We start from the raw sequence: 24,872 nt of genomic DNA on the forward strand, positions 1-24,872 counted from the left end.
AATGGCACTTCGTGGCGGAAAAAACCAGCGGGCGGGTCGGACCGGTGAGGCGGAGACGACCAAAAAGCCCCTGGGCGCCGTTCGGCGCGCCCAGACGATCACGACCTACGGCGTGGGCTCAATGATCGCTATTGAGGATCAGTCATACATCGTGAGCGGGCTCGACAGCTGGCGCGTATGGCCCTCGGACGAGATCTTCGAACCCCGCCTCCAGAGATGGCTCGGTGTCGAGAGGTTCCAGCTCCCGCCGGCCGACGAGCCCTCTTCTGGAGACGGCATCCGGACGCGACGCTTTCCCGAGTGGTACTCGTGCGGCGACTGCGGCAGCCTCCGCGAGTTCCGGGATTTCGATTCCTCCACCGGTACGGCCAAATGCGACACCTGCGAAAAGACGCTGACCCCGTCGCGGTTCGTGATCGCCTGTGAGAATGGCCACCTGGACGACTTTCCCTACTTCGCGTGGCTGCACAAGAAGAACGCTGCCGGCTCCGCGGACACCTCCGGTGGTCACCGGCTCTCGTTGGAGAGCAGCGGTCAGACCGCATCGCTCAGGTCCATCGTCATCAAGTGCTCCTGCGGTGTGCGTCCCGCGTCGCTGGAGGGCGCTTTCGACAAAGGCGCGATGCCCGACCTGGGCATCAAGTGTCGGGCGAAACGGCCGTGGCTCGGCCGTGGCGCCGCGGAGACGTCCTGCGACGCCGCGCCCCGGACGCTCCAGCGAGGCGCATCGGCGGCCTGGTTCGGAATCACCCGGTCCGCGCTGGCCATTCCCCCGTGGTCGGAGACCCTTCAGCAACGGCTGAACCGCGCCTATCCGGCCCTGCGCCGACGAGTCGAGCGAGGAGATCGGGAAGAGGACCTGCTCGAGGACATCGAGGCCGATTCGACACTGACCGACAACGGACGCTTCACTCCGGAGGCGATCTTGGCGGCGGTCCGTCGGCGAATGGAGTTGCTGGACTCCGCACCACTGCCCGACCCCGACGAGACTCTGATCTTCGAATCGGCAAGCACGCTGCGCCGTGAGGAGTACGCCCAGCTCTACGACGGCACCGGCACCGTGTCCCGCGAAGAGAACTTCGAGTGCGTTCGGGCCGGAGACGACCTCATCCCGCTTCCTTTCGGGATCAAGCGTTCCATGCTGGTCAAGCGGCTGCGCGAAGTGCGGGCACTGGAGTCGTTCACGCGGGTCACCATGCCCGACCCGGTGGGTGGCGACACGCGCAGGGCGGCGATGGCCGGCACTCCACCGAAGTGGCTACCCGCGATCGAGGTCAGCGGCGAGGGTGTATTCCTGGCGGTGGACGAGGAGCGACTCCAGACATGGGAAAGACGGGAAGGCCCGAGGGACCGTGCCCGTCAGATAAGGCTCCGGCACACCGCGAATCTTCGCGAACGCGCCGAAAAGGCCCGCCCTTCGAAGCCGACCGGCGAAATCACCTCACCCGTCACTCCTCGATACGTGTTTCTGCACACGCTCGCGCACGTGTTGATAAACGAGTGGAGCCTGGACTGCGGCTATCCGGCGGCCGCGCTGCGCGAGCGGCTCTATGTGGACAAGGACATGGCGGGCATTCTCATCTACACCGCCACCAGCGACTCGGCCGGCTCCCTCGGGGGTGTGGTGGCCCAGGGTGAGCATCGCGCGCTCCATACCTCTCTCGAGGCGGCACTCGCCCGTACCGAGTGGTGTTCGCAGGACCCGCCTTGCATGGAAGCGGAGGCCGCCGGCATCGACAGTCTCAACCTGGCCGCCTGCTACGCCTGCGTGCTGCTGCCGGAGACGAGTTGCGAGACCAACAACGTCTTTCTCGACCGGGCGATGCTCATCGGAACACCGGACGACCCCCTGACCGGCTTCTTCAACGAAGCCCACTGATCCATACGAACGCGGGAGGTAAACGGTGCCACGCCTGGCCATCCACCAGGATTTCCTGCGAGACCTGATCCGGCTGGAACGCCCCGTCGCCCAGAAAGTTCTCGACACCCTCGGCAAGTTCGGACAGACGGCGCACGCCGGAGCACATCTGGAGAAACTTCAGGATATTCGTGACCCGAGATTCAAGAGCATCAGAATCGACCGACAGTACCGCGGAATCGTGCTGGTTCCGGATTCCGGCGACCTTTTGACGCTCCTGCACGTGGACACCCACGACGAGGCGTACGCCTGGGTGCGCAACCGTCGGGTCTCCGTGAACATGGCAACCGGGCACATGGAGATCCGCGATGACGCGATCATCGCGGAGACGATGGACGGCCTGACACGTACGCCCGAGACCACTGTGGACAAGCTCTTCGACCACGTCTCCGACGGGGAACTCACGCGACTTGGCATCGACGAGCAGATGCTGCGATTCGCCCGGATGCTCACTGACGTCGGGATGCTGGAGGCACTGGACGGCAAACTTCCCCAAACCCAGTTCGACGTGCTGTTCGGACTGGCGGCGGGGATGTCTCCCGAGGAGGTCTGGACCGACCTCGTGGGGTCGGTGGACGTGCCGGACATCGACCCCGGAGACGTGTCCGCCGCCACCGAGCGCACCCTTCACAAGGTCGCGCTGGTGGACGGCCCGGAAGAGCTGATGGAACTGTTCGCCAAGCCCTTCGACCGGTGGCGCGTCTACCTGCACCCGGTCCAGCGTGAGGTGGCCTTCCGATCCTACGCCGGGTCGATCCAGGTCACCGGCGGCCCGGGCACCGGCAAGACCGTGGTCGCCCTGCATCGGGCCCGCCACCTCGCGCGCCGGGGCGGCCGTGTGCTGCTGACCACCTTCACTGCCACACTCACCAGGTCGTTGTCGGAATGGCTGCGGCTGTTGGAGACGGACGAGGAGGTGCTCTCACGGATCGACGTGCTGACCGTCGACCAGGTGGCGCGCAAGTTGGTCAACGACCATGTCGGTTCTTTCGCCCTGCTGGGCAACGAGGAGGAGAAACAGATCTGGCGGCGGATCCGGCGGCGTCGGGACCTGGACCTACCGGAAAAGTTCCTCCAGGAGGAGTGGAGGCAGGTGGTTCTCGCCCAGGAGATCGGCACGCTGGATGACTACCTCAAAGCCCGTCGGGTTGGGCGCGGGCGGCGACTCGGTTCCCTGCAACGTACGAAGATCTGGCGGGCCGTCACCGAATTCGAACAGGAACTGGCCGAGCGCCGCTATCGCACGTTCGAAACGATCTGCAGGGAAGCGACGCGGGTGCTCGGCGGGCTCGCCACCTTCCCTTACGACCACGTGATCGTGGACGAGGCCCAGGATCTCCATCCGGTGCGGTGGCGGGTCCTGCGGGCGGCAGTCCCGGAAGGTCCCGACGATCTGTTTATCACCGCCGACACACACCAACGCATCTACGACAACCGGGTCTCCCTGGCCGCGGTCGGGATCCGGCTCGGCGGCAGGTCGACCACGCTGCGGATCAACTACCGCACCACCGGCGAGATTCTCACCTGGAGTTGCGCCATGTTGGCGGACGAAAAGATCGACGACCTCGACGGCAGGCGAACCGATCTGGCGGGTTGCCGCTCCGAGATGCGGGGCAGCGAGCCCGAGATGTTCGGGGCGGCGACCCGCCACGCCGAACTTGCCCGGCTCGTCGAAACGGTCAACGGATGGATCGATGCCGGGGTCCGCCCCGAGGAGATCGGCGTGGCCGCCCGGTCGGAAACCCTCGGGCAGTCGGCGGCGGAGGCCCTGGCGCTGGCGGGAATCGGAGCTCTGTTCCTGTCCCGCGACCGGGACGGCACGACCGACCACGTCTCGGTCACCACGATGCACCGCATGAAGGGGCTGGAGTTCCGCTGCGTCGCGGTGATCGGCGTGAGCGCAGGTCAAATCCCCGCCGACAACGCCGTCACCCCGTTGACGGAGGACGCCACCACGCACCGGAACGACCTCCAGCGCGAACGGTGTCTGCTCTTCGTCGCCGGCACCCGGGCCCGCGAGCGTCTGCACATCTCTTGGCACGGAGAGCCGAGCCCGTTCCTCAAGTTATCCAGTGGCCGATGATGGCCGCGACCTCCTGATCCGAGATCGCGGCCAACCCGATCTGTCCGGGTTGGCCGCCATGGACCGAGAACAGGCCGGTCCCCGTGCGCAGTGTTTCGGCTCCGGCGCGGTCGATGACCGCAATGCTCTCTTCGACGGATGTCAACGGAAGGGCGAGCCGCGCGGGGAAGTAGCCCTTCACCCGGGAAACGTCGGCGTGCTCCGATGGTCTCCCCATGCGGGCCACGACGTGGAAGCCGACCGCCCGCCCTTCCATGGTCAGTTCGACGACCGAGTCGGGGGACACGTCGTCGATTTCGTCGATGACGACGACCACGTCGGGGTGTGCCAGGTCGGAGTCTCCGAGCGCGCCGGCGGGAACCGGCCCACCCGTCTCCCGCACCCTGTCGTTGAGCTGCGCGGTCGTTCGGCACCCGTGGGCCCTCAGGTCGTCGTAGCGGCAGGCGACCTCGGCGACCGCCCAGGTGAGCGGGTCTCCATCGGCCTGCCTGACCACATGAGGAAGGGTGGCGAACGGACTTCCGGGGGCGGCGAACACCAGCCGCAGGTCATGGGGCGAATGGCGCATCGCGAATGACGCGACAATGACACGGAGCGGGTCGACCTGGCCGCCCCTGCCACCGATGAGCAGATGCGGTGTGTCCGCCGGCTCAAAAAAGACAGCCGTACCATCTGCGGCGCGGCCCAGTCCGGCCAACTGTGCGTGCGCATCGGGAGCCTCGCGCAGGATGTCACCGAGGCCGAGCGCGTCGGGGACCCGGTGCGGCACCTCGACACCGATCGCGGGCACGCCCGGCAGCGGGGATGTCGACCGCCGCATCGGCAGGGCCCGGAGGCCATCCTGGCCCGTCACCCGGACGAACTCTCCAACCAGGGCCATGACCGCGTTCTCGTGGACGTTGGGGCCCAGCCTGACCTCGAATCGGGTGAGCTGGGGAGTACGGACGTAGTCGGCCACCCTGGCGTCGATCCGGGACCGTCGCAGCACCTGGTCGATCGCTCTGGCCATTGCTTCGTCGACGTCGGAGTGCAGTCGCTCGGACGCACCGGACCGCAGAAGCCGATCATCGGGGAGCAGAACCGTCGCCTTGGCGGGCCCCGGGTCGGTCTGGTGGATCGCCCGGAGCCGGGTCGTCACTTCATCGGCCGACTGCGGCCGATCCTCCGGTTTCTTGGCCAAGAGGTCGAGGATCAGCTCTTCCAGCAACGAGGGAACGTCCCCACGGAAGTCTCCCGGACGCGGAGGCTGCTTCGTCGCGTGCTTGTACAGCACTTCCATCGCGCCCCCTTCGAAGGGGCGGTCGCCCGTCGTCATCTCGTATAACACACAGCCGAGCGAGTACAGGTCGCTCCGCTCGTCGGGTCTGCCCTCGTTCTGTTCGGGGGCCGTGTAGGCCGGAGTGCCGATCGGGGCGGTCGCCCCGCCCGCATCGAGGACTTTGGCGATGCCGAAGTCAAGGAGCTTCGGCCGGTCTCCGGGGAGAAGCATGATGTTGGCGGGCTTGATGTCGCGGTGGATGACCTTCTTCGCGTGGGCGGCCGCGAGGGCGTCGGCCAGCCCGATCCCGATGCGGATGATCCGGTCGAAGGGGAGACCATTCCTCGCGTCGTCCATGACTGCCCTCAGATCCCGGCCGTCCAGCATCTCCATGACGAAGAAGAGCCGTCCTTCGTCGTCGTTGGCGTCGTGGACGACGACAACCCCCGGGTGCTGAATCTGACCGCAGAGTTGGGCCTCGGCACGGAACCTCGCCGCGCGGCGGGTGTCGACACTCGAGTGCTCGGGGAAAACCTTCACCGCCACATCTCGGTTGAGCCGCGTGTCGATGCCGTGCCACACCTCGCCCATGGCCCCGGCACCCAGCTTCCTGTCCAGACGGTAGCGACCGACCAATGTGACACCGCCGAGCACGTCAGCCCTCCCTCGTCGTGACCGTGTCATCGTCCCGCTTGATGATCGAATATCACCGGACGGTCCGGACCCACGTCTATCGGTCACGTTACAATGAAGGGCAAGAAAGCGATTCTTCCGAGATCAACCAATCGTTCGGATATCGTCGACGATCATGGTGGCCACCGGACCCGTTCCTCGCGACGCAGGGGTGTCACGCCGGATGCGCTCACAGCGCGAATTCGACACCGGCATTGAAGTCGAGTTGCGCAAACTTCTGTGGGCACGCGGCCTTCGCTATCGGATTCACGCGCAGGTCATCCCGGGCACCCGCCGGAAGGTCGATCTCGTCTTTCCGGGGGCCAAGGTCGCCGTCTTCGTCGACGGCTGCTTCTGGCACGGATGCCCCCGGCACTACACGGCCCCGGCGAACAACAACGATTGGTGGCTCAAGAAGATCCGGACCAACCGGACGCGGGACATCAACAGCTTCCGAAGGCTCCGGTCCATCGACTGGAGAGTCATTCGGGTGTGGGGCCATCAGGATCTCGAAGCGGCCGCAGACAAGATCGAAGCGATCGTCCGCGCCCGCCGGGCCACCACCCAATGATCCTCAGCCGGCGGGCCGAGTTCCGTTCGATTCGAGAATGAGCGGGTCGTCGAGGACGCGGTCGACCACCGTCCCGGCCGCGCCCCGCGAGGCCGCCTCGAAGCCCAGCTCCGAGGCCATGATCTTGCACCGCCCGCCGGCCACGACCCGTCGTTCGAGTTCGGCCTGGGCCGGGGGGATGAGCCGTTCGGCCAGGCGGGCGAAGTAGCCGCCGACCACGATCGCGCGCGGGTTGAAGAGGTTCACCAGGATCGAGCCGCCCAGGCCCAGCCAGCGGCCCACCTCGGCGAGCGCGTCGAGGGTGCGGGCGTCGCCGGCCGCGGCGGCCGAGGCGATCGAGTTCACCCGCGCGTCCGGGCCGGGCGAGGTCGCTCCGGCGGGGCCGAGTGCCGCCAGTCCGACCTTCGTCTCCCAGCATCCGGTACGGCCGCAGCCGCACCTCGCGCCTCCCGGGTCAACGAGCAGGTGGCCCGTCTCCCCGGAGAAGCCGTCGGCGCCGCGCAGTAATCGGCCGTCGACGATGATGCCGCCGCCCACCCCGACCTCGCCCGTCAGGTAGACCATGTCGGGGGTGCCGGCGGCCACGCCGCACGCGTATTCGGCCAGGGCGGCCAGGTTCGCGTCGTTGCCGACCCCCACGGTCACGCCCAGTTCGGCGCGGAGCAGGTCGGCCAGGGGCACCTGCCGCCAGCCCAGGTTCGGGGCAAAGGTCACCACGCCGTCGGAGACCAGCCCCGGCACGGCCACCACGACGCCGGCCAGGGAGCCCATCTCGCCCGCCGCCCGGCGGGCCACGCGGACCAGTTCGGTCAGGCACGCCGAGAGGCCGGCGCCGGCCGCGTCGAAGCCCTCGCGGCAGGAGAACAGGACGCGGCCGCCCAGGTCGGAGCCGTGGGCGGCCACATAGTCGACGTTGATCTCCAGGCCTAGGGCCCCCACGTGGGAGCCGTCGAGGGCCACGTCACGCCGTGGCCGCCCGATGGCTCCCGCAGAGGAGGTGCCCGCCTCCCGCACCAGGCCGAGCGACATGAGCTCGGTCATCAGGGAGGAGACGGTGGCCCGGTGCAGACCGGTCGCCTCCGCCACGTCCGCGCGGGAGCAGGTCCCGTGGTCACGCAGGTGCCGGAGCACACGGGACAGGTTGTCCCTGCGCAGGGTGGCGCGGCCGGTCGTCACGCTAGTCCTGGGCCCTCCCGCCGGTCAGCCGGCTGATCATCAGGGCGATCAGGATGATGCCGCCGTACACGAGCTGCTTCCACTCGCCGGGCACACCCTGGAGCGTCAAAATGTTCTCGACCAGGCCGATGACCAGGACACCGGTGAGGGCGCCGAGGATGGTGCCCTTGCCGCCGTCCATGCTGACGCCGCCGATGACGGCCGCGGCGAAGACCATGAAGATCCAGCCGACGCCCTGGTTGGCGCTGATGCTGCCGAGGCGGCCGGTCTCCAGGATCCCGGCCAGCGCCGCGAGGGCGCCGCCGACGACGAAGACCGCCAGCACGACCCGCTCCACGCGGATGCCCGCCGCCCTGGCCGCGTCGGCGTTGCCGCCGATGGCGTAGAGGGAGCGGCCGGAGCGGAAGTAGCCGAGGGCGGCCATGCCGACGGCGAACAGGACGCCGGTGATCCAGATGGCGGCGGGCAGGCCGAACCAGACCGCGCTGCCGAGGTACATGAACGACTCGGGCAGGGCGAAGAGGCTCTTGCCGCCGGTCAGGCCGAGGTGCAGGCCGTGCACGACGATCAGCATGGCGAGCGTCACGACGAACGCCGAGAGCTGGAAGCGCAGGATGAGGAAGCCGTTGAAGGCTCCGATCAGGGCGCCGACGACCAGGCACAGCGGCACGGCCAGGCCCGGGGGCAGACCGAGGCCGAACCCGCCGTCACCGGTCGCGATGACGAGCATGACCGCCACGGCGGGGGCCATGCCGACGATCGACTCCAGCGACAGGTCGAACTTGCCGGCGATCAGGATGAGCGCCTCGGCCAGCACGACCAGGGCCAGCGCCGACTGCTGCTGAAGCACGTTCGTCAGGTTGCCGGGGGTGAGGAACACCGGGTCGATGAACGACCCGACGATCAGCAGCACCACGATGACCGGCACCAGCGTCAGGTCGCGGAACCGGCTCAGCCGGAAGCCCGGCCGGGCGGCGAGCGCCGGAGCGGGGCCGGAGCCGTTCGCCGACGCCGCCGGGGTCTTCGGCAGTGTCGGGGCGCGGCGCCCCTGCCGATCACTCATGACTGACACCCTCCATAGCGGCCACGAGGTCGTTGTCCGACCATCCGCGTGGCACGTCCTTGATCACCCGGCCGTGGAACATCACCAGGACCCGGTCACAGATTCGCAGGTCGTCGAGTTCGTCGCTGACCAGCACGGCTCCCGCCCCCCGCTGCGCGGCGTCCTCGACCGAGCCGAGCAGCGACTGCTTGGCCTTGACGTCGACGCCGGCGGTGGGGTTGATGACGACCAGCGCGGCCGGGTCGTCGACCAGGGCGCGGGCCATCACGACCTTCTGGGCGTTGCCGCCCGACAGGTCGCCGACCGGCTGGTCGGGACCCTCGGTCTTGATGTCGAGCTCCTGGATCATGGTCCGGGCGCGGGCCCGGCGTCTCTCGGGCGAGATCATCCCGAAGCGGCCGAGCTTCCCGGCGATCGGCATGGTCGCGTTCTCGCCGACCGACAGCAGGGGCACGAAGCCCTCGTGGTGGCGGTCCTGCGGGACGAAGCCGACGCCGGCGGCCAGCGCCGACGGGACGTCGCCCGGCTTGGGCCGCTTCCCGTTGATCGTGATGACGCCGCTGTCGGCGCGGCGCAGCCCGACGATGCTCTCGGCCAGGCCGACCTTGCCGCTGCTGCCCGATCCGGCGAGGCCCACGATCTCGCCGGCCTTCACGGTCAGGTCGATGTCGTGGTAGCGGCCCGCGGAGTTGAGGCCGCGCACCTCCAGCACGACCTTGGCCTTCGCGTCGATCGTCCGGGCCTTGGCCTCGTAGGTGACGGCGTGCTCGCCGGTCATCGCGGCCACCAGCGCGTCGTGCGGGAGGTCCGCGACGGTGCTGGTGACGATGTGGCGGGCGTCGCGGAAGACGGTGACGCTCTGGCAGACCTCGTACACCTCTTCGAGGTGGTGCGAGATGAACATCATCGTGACGCCCTGCTCCCGCAGGTCGCGCATGCGGTCGAAGAGGCGTCCGATGGCCGGGCCGTCGAGCTGGGCGGTCGGCTCGTCGAGGATGATGAACCGCGCGCCGAAGGAGAGAGCGCGGGCGATCTCGACCAGCTGCCGCTGCTCGACGCCCAAGTCGCCGGCGAGCCCCGAGGGGTCGACGTCGACGTGGTACTGGTCGAGGAGGGCGGCCGCGCGGGCGCGCATGGCGCGCCAGTTGATGACCTTGCCCTCGGTCTGGCGGTTGATGAAGAGGTTCTCGGCCACGGTCAGCGCGGGGATGATCGTGGACTTCTGGTAGACGCAGGCCACGCGGGCCTTCCACGCGTCGCGGTCGGCGAGCGGCGGGGCCGCCTCGCCCGCGAACCGGACCTCGCCGGCGTCGGGGCGCTGCAGGCCGGTCAGGATCGACACGAGGGTCGACTTGCCGGCGCCGTTGCGCCCGATCAGGGCGTGCGTCTCGCCCTGCTTGATGGTGAGGCCCGCGTCGTTGAGTGCGACGGTGGGGCCGAAGCGCTTGGTGATCCCGCGCGCTTCGACCGCCGCCGCGTTCGATGAGGTGCTCATCTAGCTGACCTGGTTGCCCCAGAGGTTGGGGTCATCCACGTTCTCCGCGGTGACCAGCGGCGCGGGCAGCTGGTCCTCCAGGCCGTTGGGGAGCTGGATGATGTTGCTGTCGTGGTCGGTCGGGCCGGGCTGGAAGGTCTTGCCCTCCAGAGCGGCCTTCGCGTAGAAGACGGCGTACTTGGCGTAGAGGTCGGCCGGCTGCGAGACGGTCGCGTCGATCTCGCCCGCGCGGATGGCCTCGAACTCGGCCGGGATGCCGTCGTTGGACACGACGAAGATGTGCTTGGGGTCGTCCGGCTTGACCAGCAGGCCCTTGGCCTTCAGGACCTGGAGGGTCGGGGCCAGGTGCACACCGCCGGCGTGCATGTAGATGCCCTTGATGTCGGGGTTCTGCTCCAGGCGGGTCTGCAGCATGGACGCGGCCTTGCTGCCCTCCCACTCCGTCGGCTCCTCGAAGACGGTGATCCCGGGGAACTTCTCCTTCATGCAGTCGCGGAAGGCCTCGGCGCGGTCACGGCCGTTGATGGAGGCCAGGGCGCCCATGAGCTGCACGACCTTGCCCTTGCCGCCGAGCTTCTCGCCGAGGAACTCGCAGGCCTTGGTGCCGTAGGCGCGGTTGTCGGCGCGCACGACCATGTAGACGTTGCCCTTGTCGGGGCGGGTGTCCACCGTGACGACCGGGATCTTCTTGCCCGCGAGCGAGTCGAGCGTCGAGGCGATGGCGCCGGTGTCCTGCGGGGCCATGATGATCGCCTTGGCGCCCTGGCTGACCAGCGCCTGGGTGTTGGCGACCAGCTTGGCGACGTCGTTCTGCGAGTTGGTCGGCGGCATCAGCTCGACGCCGTCCTTGCTGGCGATCTCGGGCACGTACTTGTTGTACGAGTTCCAGAAGTCGGAGTCGGCGCGCGGGAAGTCCACGCCGACCTTGCCACCGCCGGCGGCGGCCGCGGGGGCCGACTCACCGGGGGCGGCGCTCGCTGCGGAGTCGGGGGTGTCGGACGACCCGCAGGCCGCCAGGCCCAGGGCGAGCACGGCGGCACTGGCGGCGACGGACAGAAGTTTCATGCCGATCGGCCTTTCAGGACGGGGGGGTGAGTGACGGCGGAGGTTCTGCGCGCCTCCGCCGCCGGGGAGCTCTGGGCCACTGCGCTGGTCCAGTACTGACCCCATGGATAGGTGAACGCGGCGAGCGACGCGGGTCGCATCGCCGAGCTGAATCCGGCTGCTTCGGGCGCCACGTAGCCGCCGTCCCGGATGACCACCGGATCGACGAAGTGCTCGTGCAGGTGGTCGATGTACTCGATCACCCGGCCCTCCTTCGACCCGCTGACGGAGACGAAGTCGAACATGGCCAGATGCTGGACCAGCTCGCACAGCCCGACCCCGCCCGCGTGCGGGCAGACGGGGACGCCGAACTTGGCGGCCAGCAGCAGGATGGCGATGTTCTCGTTGACGCCCCCGACGCGCGCCGCGTCGAGCTGCAGGTAGGAGATGGCCTCCGACTGGAGGAGCTGCTTGAACACGATCCGGTTCTGCACGTGCTCCCCGGTGGCGACCGGGACGGGCGCGACCGCGCGCGCGATCGCGGCGTGGCCGAGGACGTCGTCCGGGCTGGTGGGTTCCTCCACCCACCAGGGGCCGAACTCGGCCAGTGCCTGCACCCAGCGGATCGCGTCGGAGACATCCCATCTCTGGTTGGCGTCGATCGCGATCGGGTAACCGTCGCCACAGACCTCGCGGGCGATCCGCATGCGGCGGATGTCGTCGTCGAGGTCGGCGCCGACCTTCAGCTTGATCTGCGAGAAGCCCTCGTCGAGGGCCTCCTTGCAGAGGCGCCGAAGCTTGTCGTCGTCGTAGCCGAGCCAGCCCGGCGACGTCGTGTACGCGGGATAGCCGTGCTCCCGCAGGGCCGCGATGCGGCCGGCCCGGCCCGGCTCGGCGGCGCGGAGGATCTCCAGCGCCTCGGCGGGGGTCAGGGCGTCGGTGATGTAGCGGAAGTCGACGAGGGAGACGATCTCCTCGGGGCTCATCTCTGCGAGCAGCAGCCAGAGCGGCTTGCCCTCGCGGCGGGCCCGCAGGTCCCACAGGGCGTTCATGACGGCGGAGATCGCCATGTGCATGACGCCCTTCTCCGGCCCCAGCCAGCGCAACTGCGAGTCGCCGATGAGGTCCTGGTAGACGGCGCCCAGGTCGGAGCAGTCACGGTCGACGATGTGACCTTCGAGCGCCCTGATGGCGGCGGTCTGCACGTCGTTGCCGCGTCCGATCGTGAACGCGAATCCGTGTCCCTTCTCGTCCTCGTCGGTCCGCAGCACCACGTACGCCGCCGAGTAGTCGGGGTCGGGGTTCATCGCGTCGGAACCGTCGAGCTCCGCCGAGGTCGGGAACCGGATGTCATGCGTCTCCAGGGAGATGACCCTCATGCGAGCTCCAGACACATCCGATTAATGTTAGAGACCGGCGCTACCGCCGGGCGGTCGTCTTCGAAAGCCTTTCGAGATAAAGATCCGATTAATTTGCGGACACGACACGTCGCGGCGTCGTGGACCGATCCCAGGTGGGATCAGAATTCCGCAGGTCGCCGCCGGGCGGAAGGCCCCGCGGCCATCTTCTCGGTTACTCTCCAGACATCCGATGTTTGGTTCTCAAGAAGAATGCCCCGCGTGTTACAGGCGTGTCAATAGCCGCAACCGGAAAGAGATCCGATGATTCCGAAGGGCCGCGACCGACCTGGTGGTCCGTCGCGGCCCTCGGGCTGACCTGCCTAGACGCCGTAGACGTCGAACTCCCAGAGCGAATAGCCCCATGCGGTGGCTCGCTGGGTGCCGTAGATCCGGACGTATCGCCCAGACGCGGTGACCGCGAGGTCGTCGACGCCGCCGTCGCCGGCCGTCTGGGTGTTCACGACCGTCCAGGAGCTGTTGTCATTGGAGGTCTCCACCCGGTACTGCCGGCCGTGGGCCGCCTCCCACTGGAGCCGGACCCGCGAGATCGACCGGGTCTGGCCCAGGTCGACGGTGATCCACTGCGGGTCGGCGTAGAGGCTGGACCAGCGGGTGGTGGCGTTGCCGTCGACCGCGTTGGCCGCGACGTTCGCCCCGGCCTCCGTGCTCGACACCGTCACCGGTCTGCTCCGTGACAGCAACTGGGCGGTCCCGCCGGCCGGGGTGCCGTACACGTTGAGGTCCCAGAGCGAGTAGCCGTACTGCGTCAGCGCGCGCTGGGTTCCATATATACGGACATACCGCCCCGTGCCACTGACGGAGAGATCGTCCACTCCCCCGTCCGAGGCGGTCTGGTTCGACAGGACCGTCCAGGTGCTGTTGTTCGGGGAGATCTCCACCCGGTACTGGCGGCCGTAGGCCGCCTCCCAGTTCAGCCTGACCCGGTTGACGTCGTAGGACGCCCCCAGGTCCACCGTGATCCACTGCGGGTCGGCGTACAGGCTGGACCAGCGGGTGGCGCCGTTGCCGTCGACCGCGTTGGCCGCGACGTTCGCCCCGGCCTCCGTGCTCGACACCGTGACCGGCTTGCCCTGGGCGAGGTCGCCGCCTCCCCCGCCGACCGGCGTCGAGACGCCGGGGCCGGTGAAGGTGTAGCTGTCGACGTCGAACACGGCCGTGCCGGCCGCTCCCGAGAAGGTCAGGTACAGGTCGTGCGTGCCGGCCGGGGCGCTCACGGGAGCGGTCAGCTCCACGTAGTCGTCCCAGCCGCCGGTGTTCGTCACGTTGACGCTGGCCACGACGGGGCCGGTCGGGGAGTCGTACCGGAAGGAGAGCACTCCCCCGGCGTTGGCGGTGGAGACGCGGGCCTTGACCCCGGTGATCCCCTGGAGGTTCACCGCGTGGTGGCGGACCCACTCGCCGTTCTGGATGTCGCCGAGCCGCTTGCCGCCCTCGGCCTGGGCCTGGTCGACGACGCGCGGCCCGTTGAGGGTGACGTAGTGCTCGGCCTGCCACTGCTTGGGCCACAGGGTGATCTCCCGCTCGCCCGTCAGCGGCACCGTGCCGGTGGCGCCGCGGTCGGTGTAGGAGGCCCTGATCACCCAGAACAGCACCGAGTCGGGACCGGCGTGCACCGGGCCGACGTCGAAGGAGGCGCCGCAGCCGGTGCCCTCACCCTCCTCGTGGGCGTGTTCCTGGTGCCCGAGCGCGGCCCGCACGACCACGTTGGCGCACGGGATCGTGCCGTCCTGCGCGTCGGTGGCCGACGCGGATGCCGTCAGGCGCTCGTCCCACGAGAACAGGCCGCCGTTGGGCAGCCCGCCGACGTTGACCACCGGCCGGTTGTTGCCCACCACGACCGGGATCAGGGTGGTCCCCGTCATGGTGCCGTCGTTGACGGTGAGCCTTGCTCTCTTGTCGCCGTTGGTCGTGTACGTGTACGACGGGTTCGCCGCCGTCGAGTCGGTGGTGCCGTTGCCGTCGAAGTCCCACGCGTAGGTGAGCGGGTTGCCGTCGGGGTCGTTGCTGCCCGCGCTGGAGAACTGCACGGTCAGCGGGGTGAGCCCGTTGTCCACGCTGGCCGTGGCCACCGCGACCGGCGACCGGCCGCCCTGCACGTAGTTGATCTTCACCAGGGCCGCGTCGGCCGCCCCGGAGAAGTACCCGCTGCCGTATTCGAGCAGGTAGAGCGACCCGTCGGGGCCGAACTCCATGTCGATCGGGTGGACGAACGGCATCCCGGCGAGGACAGGTTCGATGATCGTCGGGTTGCCGGTCGCGGGGTTCCCGTTGCTGAACTGGACCTCCTTGATCCAGTTACGGCAGTACTCCGTGATGATCAGCTTGTTGTCGTAGTACTGCGGCCACTTCACCGCGCTGTTGAGGTTCGGGTTGTAGTGGTAGACCTCGGCGTGGTTCGGCGAGCCGCAGCCGCCGGGCTGGTCGAGGGCCGGCCACTCCTTGCTGCCGCCGTGCTGCTCCCACACCAGCGCGCCCCGCGTGGGCGGGAGCTGCTGGAGACCGGTGTTGCGCGGCGAGTTGTTGACCGGGCCGGTGCTGCCGCCGCAGGGGAACCAGCCCCGGGGCGCGTTGGCCGCGAAGTCCCAGTCGTTGTAGGCCACGTTCGGGCCGCCGCAGTAGGGCCAGCCGTAGTTGCCCGCGCTGGTGGCGCGGTTCCACTCGTCGTAGGCAGCCGGTCCGCGGTTGGCGATGGTCGCGCCGGCGTCCGGCCCGACCTCACCCCAATAAAGGGTGTTGCCGCCCTGCTTGTCGACCCAGATCCGGTACGGGTTGCGCGTCCCCATGACGTAGATCTCGGGCCGGGTCTGCGCCGTGCCCGGCGGGAACAGGTTGCCGGCGGGGATCGTGTAGGTGCCGTCGGCCTCCGGGTGGATGCGGTTGATCTTGCCCCGGAGGTCGTTGGTGTTGCCCGACGTGCGCTGCGCGTCGTACTGCTGGTTGCGGCCGGTGCGCTCGTCGATGGGTGCCATCCCCGCCGAGTCACCGCCCGAGTTGGTGTTGTCGCCGACGGCGAAGTAGAGGTTGCCGTTGCCGTCCCAGGTCATCGACCCGGCGGAGTGACAGCACAGGTCACGCTCGGTCGGCCATTCGATGATCATGTCTTCGGTGGCGGCCGGGATCGTGTTCGTCGACGGGTTGAAGGTGAACCGGGAGATCCGGTTCACCAGCGGGGTCACCTTGGGCGAGTAGAAGAGGTAGACCCAGCGGTTGGTCGCGAAGCCCGGGTCGAGGGTGATGCCGATCAGGCCGTCCTCGAAGCGGGCGTCGAGCTGGAGGGTGAGGGCGACCGTCGTCGCCTGGGTGGCCGGGTTGTACAGGCGGACCTGGCCGCCGCCCGCGCTGGTGCCGCGGTTGATGTACAGCACCTTGCCGTCGGGCAGCACGGACAGTTCGATGGGCTCGCCCATCGACAGGCCGCTGTCGAGCCGGACCTTCTCGAAACCACTTGTGGGTGGCGGCGCCGCGTGTGCGGGTGCGGCGGGCACCAGTGCGACGACGATCAGGGCCAACACGCCCAGGATCGCGCGCAGGCGCGGGATACCTGACATGGGGTCTCCAGTGCAGGAGGGAAAGGGGGACGAGACGACGGCCCGTGGTCACCGAGAGCCGCCGATAGAGAACGCACCGATGACCACCCGCCACAAGCGGTCACCGGCGCGCTTACTGCCCCGGCGTGAGACGCGGGCGGCCGAAGGGCGACCGTGGCTCACGCTCTGGAATCACACAGGAACTAGATCAAACTGCTCCCATGGTCCGATCGCGGGCCGGTTGGTGACGAGGTTCTGCGCCCCGCCGCCCTCCGCGCACACGTATTGGCTGTTCACCGTGGCCCGCAGGCTGATCGAGCCGTCGCCGTTGGTCACCACCGTGAAGGTCTCCCACGACCCGGCCGAGGGCCGGTCCGCCAAGAGCGGCACGTTGCCGCCGCCCTGGTTGGTCACATAGAGGTTGTTGGCCACCGAGCGCAGCGCGATGTTGCCGCCGCCCAGGTCGACCCGGACGAACTGCTCGGTCGCCCCCGCCGTCGTCTTGTCGGCGATGAGCGGGGTGGTCGCGTTGGCGGCCGACACGAACAGGTTGTTGGCCCGCGACCGCAGCGTGTAGGTGTTCGCCGGGGTCGAGCCCGTGATCACCCGGACCGCGTCGATCATGCCGACCGACGTGGTCTTGTTGACCACCCGGAGCGTGTGCTGGCCGCTGGACAGGCCGGTCTTGCCGTAGACGACCTGCTGCGCCTGCCGGGCGCCGCTCTGGTAGAGGTTCACGTTCTGCTGGAAGACGTTGTCGATGTAGACGTCGACGTTGCCCATGTCGGAGAACCGTTCCGAGAGGATCTCGATGCCGGTGCCGGTGAACGTGTAGGTCGCGGCGGCGTTGACGGTGGTGCTGTGGTGCGTGTCGTCGTTGTAGTCGCCGTAGCCCCGGCCGGTGGTCAGGTGCCAGTTCGAGTCGTAGGTCAGCTCGGTGTTGTTGATCAGACCGGGGGTGCCGCCGCCGTTGATGCCGAGGGTGGAGGCGGTGCCGCTCAGCGACTTGGCCGCCTGGTTGGCGGTGCCGGTGAGCTGGGTCTGGCTGTAGGCCGACAGCAGCTTGCCGGTGCGCTCCACCACGTAGACCGCGTTGGCGGCGGTCGCGAAGCTGATCTCGCCGGCCGAGCTGGTGGTGATGATCGCGTTGTCGGAGGTGCGGCGCACGCGGACCTGCTGGGTGCCCCACGGGTTCACCACGGTGGCCTGCTTGCCGTGGAGGGACTTGATGCCGACGTACTTGGTCTCGTTGCCCTCCCGCTCGGAGGACACGATGAAGCCGTCCTTGGCCAGCAGCGAGAACTTCCCGATGAACGAGGAGCTGCTCGGCGCGGCCGGGAAGACCCGGATCTTGTCGTTGTACGACTGCATCAGCGACTCGTTCATCGCCGACAGGTGCACGCCGTGGTACTCGAACACGCCGTTGGTGTTGCTGGTGAAGCTGTTCGGGTAGTTCTGGTAGCGCTGCGCCATGGTCTTCATGCCCTGGAAGGCCTGGTCGCCCAGCCCGAGGCGGGCGGCCTGGACCGCGTCGTTGGCCCACACGTTGCCGTAGGGGTGCGGACGCACGTTCCAGGTGTTCAGCGCCGTCGAGTAGTCGGGGAAGCCGATGCCGGTCAGGTTGTACGGCCAGATCATCTCCGCCGAGACGTTCTCGTTGTTGCGGGTCTGCGAGATCGGCGGCTGGTGCGGCTGGTAGGCGTTGTTGACCACCGAGTAGGGCACCAGGTTGTTCAGGATGTTCTGCAGCTCGGTGCGCAGCGTCGCGTCGACGCCGAGCTGCTGCGCCACCTGGATGGTCACGGGGAACAGGCTGCGGATCGCGGTCAGGTCGGTAAGGGCGTTCCGCACGTTCCAGTACGTCTCATGGGCGTTGGAGTTGGCGATGTAGTACTGGCCGGTCGAGGCGTCGCGCGACACGAAGCTCCGGTAGAACTTCGCCGCCTCGCGCATGAACGGGTAGGCCGTGTTCGCCAGGTAGGTCGCGTCGTTGGTGTACCGGTAGCGCAGGTACATGTTGTACGCGGCCTCGGCGGCGGTCGACATCGTGTTCTTGGTGAAGTCGGAGTTGATGGTGCCGCGCGCGTTGCCGTCCCAGCCGTAGGTCTCGGGCAGCCAGATCCCGTCGATGCCGTATCTGGTCTGGGTGTACGACTTCAGCGCGTTGTAGTTCCTCGAATGGAGATTGTTGAACACGTCCATCAGGTCGACGTGGTTCGAGGCGTAGAACGAGTAGTAGACGTGGCGCATGTTCCAGTACCAATAGGCATTGGACCACTTCGACTGGTCTCCGGTGGCACGGAAGACCCCGTTGATGAAGTGGAACGGGTAGTTGCCGTACCCGCCCGCCGCGATGATGTACGTGCTCAGGTAGTAGAAGTTCTCCAGATAGTCGTTGTCGGCGGTGCCGCCGTACTGGACGAACGACTTACCCCAGAAGTTGTGCCACCAGTTCTTGAAGTTGGTGAGCGTGGTGCCGATTCCGGCCGACTTCACATTGGTGAGCTGGTTGCGCGCCTGCTGCACCGAGTTCGCCGAGGGAGCGTTCTTCCGCGAGGCCGCGGTGAACCAGATCGTGTAGTCGCTGTCGGCGGTGATGCTCAGCCGGACGGTCCGCCCGTTGACGGTCGAGGTGGAGTAGGCGGCGCCCTCGACGGTGGCGGCGAAGGTGTAGCCGAACCCGTTGGCGTCGGTCTGGCCCCGGCTGAACCCGGCGACCGAGGAGTCGTTGAACGTCTGGACGGTCCGCCAGGTGTTCAGGTCGGGCGTGTCGGCGATGTTCTGGACGGTGTTCGGGTCCCACAGGCCGAGGTCGACCGTGGTGGTGCCGAGCCCGCCGCGGGTGTCCTCGACGCGGATGCCCATGACCTCCGAGCCGGGCTGGCCCAGGATCGTCACGGTGCGGTTGTTGTCGTACTTGGTGGTCAGCGTGCCGTCGTACAGGTTGAGGCGCTGCTGGTAGGTCGTGTAGCCGGTGTCCAGCCCCGGGCTGGTGTTCAGGGTCAGCGTGCCGGCCGCGTAGGTCGACTGCTGGGCCAGGTCGGCGCCGGAGACCTGCATGGTCATGCCGTTCTGGCTCCAGACCATGGCGCCGGTCTTGCCGTTGCCGACCGTCAGGCCGTAGTTCGGGTTGGTGTTCGGCCGGTTGTACACGATGTCGTGCTTGGACAGATAGCCCGCGTAGTTGACGTTCAGGGCCCCGGCCGACTGGTCGAAGGCGTGGTCGGTCGTCGACGCCAGCGCGGGCGACGTCACCACTCCCCCGGCCGCCAGCCCGCCGACGAGCGCTAATGCGGGGAGCGCTCTCAGAAATCTCATGTCATCGATCTCCTGGTCACCACAGCAGATTCAGGGGGTGCGCACCTCTGACAGGGGAGCCGCCGGGCCCCCTGACCGGTGATCGGCGACCGGAGTGGGACAGCCCGACGGCCCCTCTGCGCAGGCACAGGCCCGACTCGCACTGTTACCAAGTCGGAACTGTCAGGCGCAGTTAACATTGGATGTCTTCGGGCGTCAATAGCCCACTCCTGCTTCGCCTCTTCCTGAAAACCGATCAAGAATCCGCGGGCAGACCGTCGATCAGCTGCTTTTTATGTCGCACACAAGAAGAAACTCCATAGGACCGGTCCCAAATACCTCCGATGTCTTGAGATCGTTATCGTCCGTTGACGGTGTCCTGTCAGGTGTGCGAGCCTTTCGGAACACCCCGCACGCGAGTGGCTCCGCGTGCCTGTCGAATCCACCATTCGGGTAGCGGTCGGCGCGCGCTCCTGCGAGCACAGTAAGGAGTCACCGATGCGCCGACTGCTCATGGCGCTGCTCGGGGCGGTTCTGTTAGGGAGCGCGCTCTCTGCCGTTCCGACGGCCGCGAACGCGGCACCGCTCACGAAGGTCCTCGTCTTCAGCAAGACCGCCGGGTTCCGGCACGACTCGATCCCGGCGGGGATCACCGCGATCCGGCAACTGGGCGCCGCCAACGGCTTCACCGTGACGGCCACCGAGGACGCGGCCCAGTTCACCACGGCCAACCTGGCGCAGTACCAGGCGGTCATCTGGCTCTCCACCACCGGTGACGTGCTGAACGCGACCCAGCAGACCGCGTTCCAGTCGTACGTCGCCGGCGGCGGAGGCTACGTCGGCGTGCACGCCGCGGCCGACACCGAATACGACTGGTCCTGGTATGGCGGCCTCGTCGGCGCCTACTTCGCCAGCCACCCGGCCAACCAGAACGCCGTGGTCAAGGTCGAGGACCGGTCGAACGTGTCGACCTCGCACCTGCCGCAGACCTGGACGCGGCTCGACGAGTGGTACAACTACCGCACCAACCCCCGGTCGGTGGCGCGCGTGCTGGCCTCGCTCGACGAGTCGACGTACAGCGGCGGTTCGATGGGCGGCGACCACCCGATCACCTGGTGCCAGAACTACGGCGGCGGCCGGAGCTGGTACACCGGCATGGGGCACACCCAGGAGACCTTCTCCGACGCCGACTTCCGGCAGATGCTCCTCGGCGGCATCCAGATCGCGGCCGGGTCGCGGGCGGCCGACTGCCGTCCTGAGACCGGCTACACCCCCCTCTTCGACGGCACCCAGACCAGCCTCAACCAGTGGCGGCAGGCGGGACCGGGCGGCTTCACCCTGGCGAACGGCACCCTGACCTCGTTCGGCGGCATGGGCCTGCTCTGGTATCCGGTGACCCCGTTCGCCGACTACTCGCTCAAGCTCGACTGGATGATGCCGGGCGACGACAACGGCGGCGTCTTCATCGGCTTCCCCGACCCGAACGGCGATCCGTGGGGGCCGGTCGACACCGGTCACGAGATCCAGATCGACGCCACCGACGCCGACCCGACCCGGACCACCGGCAGCGTCTACAGCTTCCGGGCCCCCGACACCGCCCTGCGGGACGCCGCGCTGAACCCGCCCGGCTCGTGGAACGCCTACGAGATCAGGGTGACCGGCCAGCGGGTCGAGATCTGGCTCAACGGCGTCAAGATCAACGACTACACCAGCACCCGGGCCATCCAGAACGGCCACATCGGCGTCCAGAACGACGGCGCGGGCCTGGACATCAACTACCGCAACATCCGCGTCAAGGGCGAGACGACCCAGCCGCCGGCGACCGACCTCGCCAGGGGCAAGACCGTGACGGCCTCCAGCGTGGAGCCCGGCAGCGCCCACGCGGCCGCCAACGCGGTCGACGGCAACACCGCCACCCGCTGGGGCTCGGCCTACGCCGACCCACAGTGGATCACCGTCGACCTGGGGGCGTCCTACAACGTCAACCGGGTGCGGCTGAACTGGGAGGCGGCCTACGGGCGGCAGTACCGGGTCGAGGTCTCCCCCGACAACGCGACCTGGACGACCGTCACCACCCAGACCGCCTCGGACGGCGGCGTGGACGACCTCACGGTCTCCGGCGTCGGTAGATATGTCCGGATCTACGGCACTCAGCGCGCCCTCACCGCCTACGGCTACTCCCTCTGGGACCTCAGCGTCTACGGCACCCCCGCCTCCGGCGGGCCGACGCTGCTCTCCCGCAACCGCCCGGTGACGGTCTCCAGCGTCGAGCCGAACAGCGCCCACGCGGGCGCCAACGCGGTCGACGGCAACACCGCCACCCGCTGGGGCTCGGCCTACGCCGACCCGCAGTGGATCACGGTCGACCTCGGCCAGACCCGCACCGTCAACCGGGTGCGGCTCCAGTGGGAGGCCGCCTACGGACGGCAGTACCGCGTGGAGACCTCCACGAACAACAGCACCTGGACGACCGTGAGCACCCAGACCGCCGGTGACGGCGGCGTCGACGACCTGACGGTCAACGGCACCGGCCGCTACGTGCGGATCTACGGCACCCAGCGGGCCACCGCCTGGGGCTACTCCCTCTGGGAGTTCGACGTCTACGGCTCCTAGCCCCGAAGCCGCCCCCTCGTCTTGCGGGCGAGGGGGCCCTGAACGACACGGCCCCTCTCGCCCGTGCGGGCGGGAGGGGCCGTTCGTCGTCATGCCGTTAGAAGCCGGCGGTGATGCGGGTGAAGTCCCAGTTGGCCTGGGCCACGCCCGAGCAGGTGTCGTTCAGGCCGCCCGAGCACGGACGGTCGCGGTTGACCGACCAGAAGGCGAGCCGGCCGAGGCCGCGGGCCTTGGCCCAGTCGCGGATCTGGGTCCAGGTGGCCACGGTGGTGACCTCGCTGTTGTCGGAGTAGCCGTTCATGCCCGAGATGCCCATGCGGGCGTAGGCCTGCGCGTCGGTGTAGCCCCACAGGGACTTGAGCTGGTTCTTCAGGCCCTCGGACGCGCTCACCGTCGCGTTGTAGATGCTGGAGGCGCCGAAGTTGAACGGCATGAGGGTGTAGTTGTCGATCGGCACGTTCAGCGCGCGGGCCTGCTGGAGGAAGCGGGCCTCGGCGCCGGCGGGGCCGGACTGGCTGGTGCCGATGGTGACGACGATCTTGATGTTCGGGTTGTTCTGCTTGACGATCTTGAGGCCGTTGAGGATGCGGTCCTGGACGGTGTAGTTGCCCATCTCGTCGGTGTTCTCGACGTCGAAGTCGACCACGTTGGGGCCGTGGGCGTTGATGACCTGCTGCACGGCGCCGGCGAAGGCCGCCGGAGTGGAGCAGTTCGGGCCGAGCTTGTTGCCGGACCAGCCGCCGAAGGAGATCTGGACCTGGCCGCCCGCGGCCTTGATGGCGTTGATGGTCGACTGGTCGGTGCCGCCGGTCAGCGGGCGGGAGCCGTCCCAGCGTGGCACGCAGCCGCCGCCGGACAGGATGAACGCCATGGTGAAGGAGCGCACGCCGGTCTGGCTCATGATCGAGGTGGCGCTGGGCGGGCTGCCCCAGCCGAGGTAGAGGTAGGGCGTGCCGGGGAACTTCGACGGGTTGCCGGGGTCGGGGTTGCCGCCACCGGTCGGGAGGGTCCAGCGCTGGTTGGCGCCGGCGAAGCAGTCCCAGATCTGGAGCGGGGTGCCGTCGGCCGAGGAGTTGCCGGTGGCGTCCAGGCACTTGCCCAGGGCGCGCAGGGTGCCGTCGGACTGGGGGGTCCAGTTCTGGGCGGCGCTGCCGTTGCAGTCGTAGAGCTGCACGCGGGTGCCGTTGGCCGTACTGGCCGCGGCCACGTCGAGGCACTTGCCGAGGGCGCGGATGGTCTGGCCCTGGCCGGTCGTCCACTGCTGGGCGTTGGTGCCGTTGCAGGTGTAGAGCTGGATGGCGGTGCCGTTGGCGGAGCTGGCGGCGGCGACGTCGACACACTTGCCGCCGAACCCGGTGATCTGCCCGACCGCCGCCTGGGCGGGGGCCGCGACGACACCGGTGAGCACGAGCGCGGCGGCGCTCAGCACGGCTCCGGCGCGCAACAGTAAGCGGAGGCGCATGGGGGGTCTCTTTCCGACGAGCGAGTACGGGCAGAGGAGAGCCCGGCCGTTGCTTCTCCTCTTAAATTAACTCGGATGGAACACCCTCCCATTGACCCTTGTCAATAGGAAAGTTTCCGAATTAATTCACCCGCCGATGGCCTTCGAAAGCCCACGAGCTGCGGGAATGCGCTCTCCTGTCATCACCGCCCATCGAGAGCGTGGAGAAGTCTGGTCACTTCGACGCGCCACACGCTGTCGGCGGGGAACCACCTGGACCGTTCCGACAGTGCGCGGGCGGCATGGCCGGCGGCGTCCGCCCGGGCCCCTGTCCGGGCGATCACCACCCACGGCCGCCCCGGATCGGCCCCGCCCCACCACGGCCGGGGCCGCACCGAGAACAGCCCGGCCGCCAGCCGCGCCGCCCGCTCCGCGTCTCCCGGCCGGTCGGCGGCCAGATGCGCCTCGGCCGTCAGCAGCGCCGCCCTGATCTGCCGCCCGGCGTCGAGCGGCCCGCCGAGCGTCATGCACGCCTCGGCCACGGCCAGCGCGCGCTCCGCGACCTCCGCCGCCGTACCCGGGCCGGCCCCCGCCGCCGGCCCGGGTCCGTTCTCCTGCGGCGCTTTGGCCGCCGTGCCCAAGCCGCCGCCCGTCCCGGAGCGGAGCGCGGCCAGGCGGGCGGAGGCCTCCAGGGCTCGGGCCTCCCAGGTCAGCATGTGGTCGTCGCCCAGGACGGCGGCTCGGCGGGCCGACTCCTCCGCCGCCAGGTCGGCGGCCTCCGCGGTGAGCCGGCGGTCGTCCGGTTCGATCAGCGGCAGCGTCAGGAGGGTGACGACCAGGTCGGCGCGGGCCACGCCGGTCCAGTGGTCGTGGCGGTCGAGGGTCTCGCGGCGGCGGGCGAGTTCGGCGTGCTGGGCGGTCAGGGCCCGGCGCAGGTCGTCGGGGCGGGCCCGGCGGGCCAGCCAGCGCAGGTGGCCGCTGGCGATCTCCATGGTGACCGGGTCGTCGGGGCCGAGGGAGACGCCCGCCTCGGCGTGGACGGCCGCCCAGGCCTCGACCGTCTCGTCGACCTGGCGGGTGCGGCTCAGTTCCCGTTCGGTCGCGGCGGCGATGCGCAGCGCGATCGCGTGGGAGGCGCCCAGGTGGGCGCGGGCGCTGGCGAGCAGGTCGCCCAGTTCGGCCGCGGCGGAGGGCCCGCCCGCGCGCACGATGGCGCGCAGGCGGGCGATCCACGAGCGGTCGGCCCGGCCGGGCCGGCCCGTCAGGCCGCACGGGGGCCGTTGTCACGTTCCC

At 68.8% G+C, this 24,872-nt stretch carries 14 protein-coding genes; 4 read left to right on the plus strand and 10 right to left on the minus strand.

Annotation, left to right across the window (positions count from 1 at the left end; all coding sequences use genetic code 11):
• The first annotated feature begins 1 nt into the window (after nucleotide 1).
• Nucleotides 2-1,879 carry a DUF1998 domain-containing protein gene (drmB, locus tag FDA94_RS24525; RefSeq protein ID WP_212735489.1) on the plus strand — a complete coding sequence of 626 codons (1,878 nt, stop codon included), beginning with the start codon at nucleotides 2-4 and terminating at the stop codon, nucleotides 1,877-1,879.
• A 25-nt stretch (nucleotides 1,880-1,904) separates the two neighbouring features.
• Entirely contained in the window at nucleotides 1,905-4,001 is a 2,097-nt protein-coding gene (locus tag FDA94_RS24530; RefSeq protein ID WP_137249422.1) for a UvrD-helicase domain-containing protein, read from the plus strand.
• Here the strand turns inward: FDA94_RS24530 and FDA94_RS24535 are convergent.
• Complete coding sequence (locus tag FDA94_RS24535) at nucleotides 3,979-5,913, minus strand: serine/threonine protein kinase (RefSeq protein ID WP_170991098.1); 1,935 nt, start codon at nucleotides 5,911-5,913, stop codon at nucleotides 3,979-3,981. The genes FDA94_RS24530 and FDA94_RS24535 overlap by 23 nt on opposite strands.
• A 154-nt stretch (nucleotides 5,914-6,067) precedes the next feature.
• On the opposite strand from FDA94_RS24535, the gene FDA94_RS24540 reads away from it, so the two are divergent.
• Entirely contained in the window at nucleotides 6,068-6,502 is a 435-nt protein-coding gene (locus FDA94_RS24540) for a very short patch repair endonuclease (protein ID WP_170991099.1), read from the plus strand.
• Between the two features lie 3 nt (nucleotides 6,503-6,505).
• On the opposite strand, the gene FDA94_RS24545 is transcribed toward FDA94_RS24540, so the two are convergent.
• From FDA94_RS24545 to FDA94_RS24575, 7 genes are all read right to left on the minus strand, one after another.
• Entirely contained in the window at nucleotides 6,506-7,678 is a 1,173-nt protein-coding gene (locus tag FDA94_RS24545) for an ROK family transcriptional regulator (protein WP_212735490.1), read from the minus strand.
• Nucleotide 7,679: 1 nt separating this feature from the next.
• Nucleotides 7,680-8,741: an ABC transporter permease gene (locus FDA94_RS24550; protein ID WP_137249424.1), complete on the minus strand. Its 1,062-nt coding sequence runs from the start codon at nucleotides 8,739-8,741 to the stop codon at nucleotides 7,680-7,682.
• The gene (locus FDA94_RS24555) at nucleotides 8,734-10,236 is read right to left on the minus strand and encodes a sugar ABC transporter ATP-binding protein (RefSeq protein WP_137249425.1); all 1,503 of its coding nucleotides are present in this window, start codon (nucleotides 10,234-10,236) and stop codon (nucleotides 8,734-8,736) included. The genes FDA94_RS24550 and FDA94_RS24555 overlap by 8 nt, the downstream gene beginning before the upstream one ends.
• Nucleotides 10,237-11,301: a sugar ABC transporter substrate-binding protein gene (locus FDA94_RS24560; protein WP_137249426.1), complete on the minus strand. Its 1,065-nt coding sequence runs from the start codon at nucleotides 11,299-11,301 to the stop codon at nucleotides 10,237-10,239.
• Entirely contained in the window at nucleotides 11,298-12,659 is a 1,362-nt protein-coding gene (locus FDA94_RS24565; RefSeq protein WP_170991100.1) for an L-fuconate dehydratase, read from the minus strand. Before FDA94_RS24565 ends, FDA94_RS24560 begins: the two co-directional genes overlap by 4 nt.
• Nucleotides 12,660-13,000: 341 nt before the next feature.
• On the minus strand, nucleotides 13,001-16,249 hold the full coding sequence (locus FDA94_RS24570) for a discoidin domain-containing protein (RefSeq protein WP_137249428.1): 3,249 nt from the start codon (nucleotides 16,247-16,249) through the stop codon (nucleotides 13,001-13,003).
• A 171-nt stretch (nucleotides 16,250-16,420) separates the two neighbouring features.
• Nucleotides 16,421-19,546 carry a glycosyl hydrolase family 95 catalytic domain-containing protein gene (locus tag FDA94_RS24575; RefSeq protein WP_212735491.1) on the minus strand — a complete coding sequence of 1,042 codons (3,126 nt, stop codon included), beginning with the start codon at nucleotides 19,544-19,546 and terminating at the stop codon, nucleotides 16,421-16,423.
• 477 nt (nucleotides 19,547-20,023) lie between these two features.
• Here FDA94_RS24575 and FDA94_RS24580 point away from each other — a divergent pair, with 477 nt between their 5' ends.
• Entirely contained in the window at nucleotides 20,024-22,138 is a 2,115-nt protein-coding gene (locus FDA94_RS24580) for a ThuA domain-containing protein (RefSeq protein ID WP_137249429.1), read from the plus strand.
• A gap of 97 nt (nucleotides 22,139-22,235) precedes the next feature.
• Here FDA94_RS24580 and FDA94_RS24585 read toward each other — a convergent pair whose 3' ends face one another.
• On the minus strand, nucleotides 22,236-23,600 hold the full coding sequence (locus FDA94_RS24585; protein ID WP_137249430.1) for a chitinase: 1,365 nt from the start codon (nucleotides 23,598-23,600) through the stop codon (nucleotides 22,236-22,238).
• A gap of 182 nt (nucleotides 23,601-23,782) precedes the next feature.
• The gene (locus FDA94_RS24590; RefSeq protein WP_137249431.1) at nucleotides 23,783-24,787 is read right to left on the minus strand and encodes a hypothetical protein; all 1,005 of its coding nucleotides are present in this window, start codon (nucleotides 24,785-24,787) and stop codon (nucleotides 23,783-23,785) included.
• Nucleotides 24,788-24,872 lie beyond the last annotated feature (85 nt).

It is taken from the genome of Herbidospora galbida, from assembly GCF_005233835.1.
Lineage (GTDB): Bacteria > Actinomycetota > Actinomycetes > Streptosporangiales > Streptosporangiaceae > Herbidospora > Herbidospora galbida.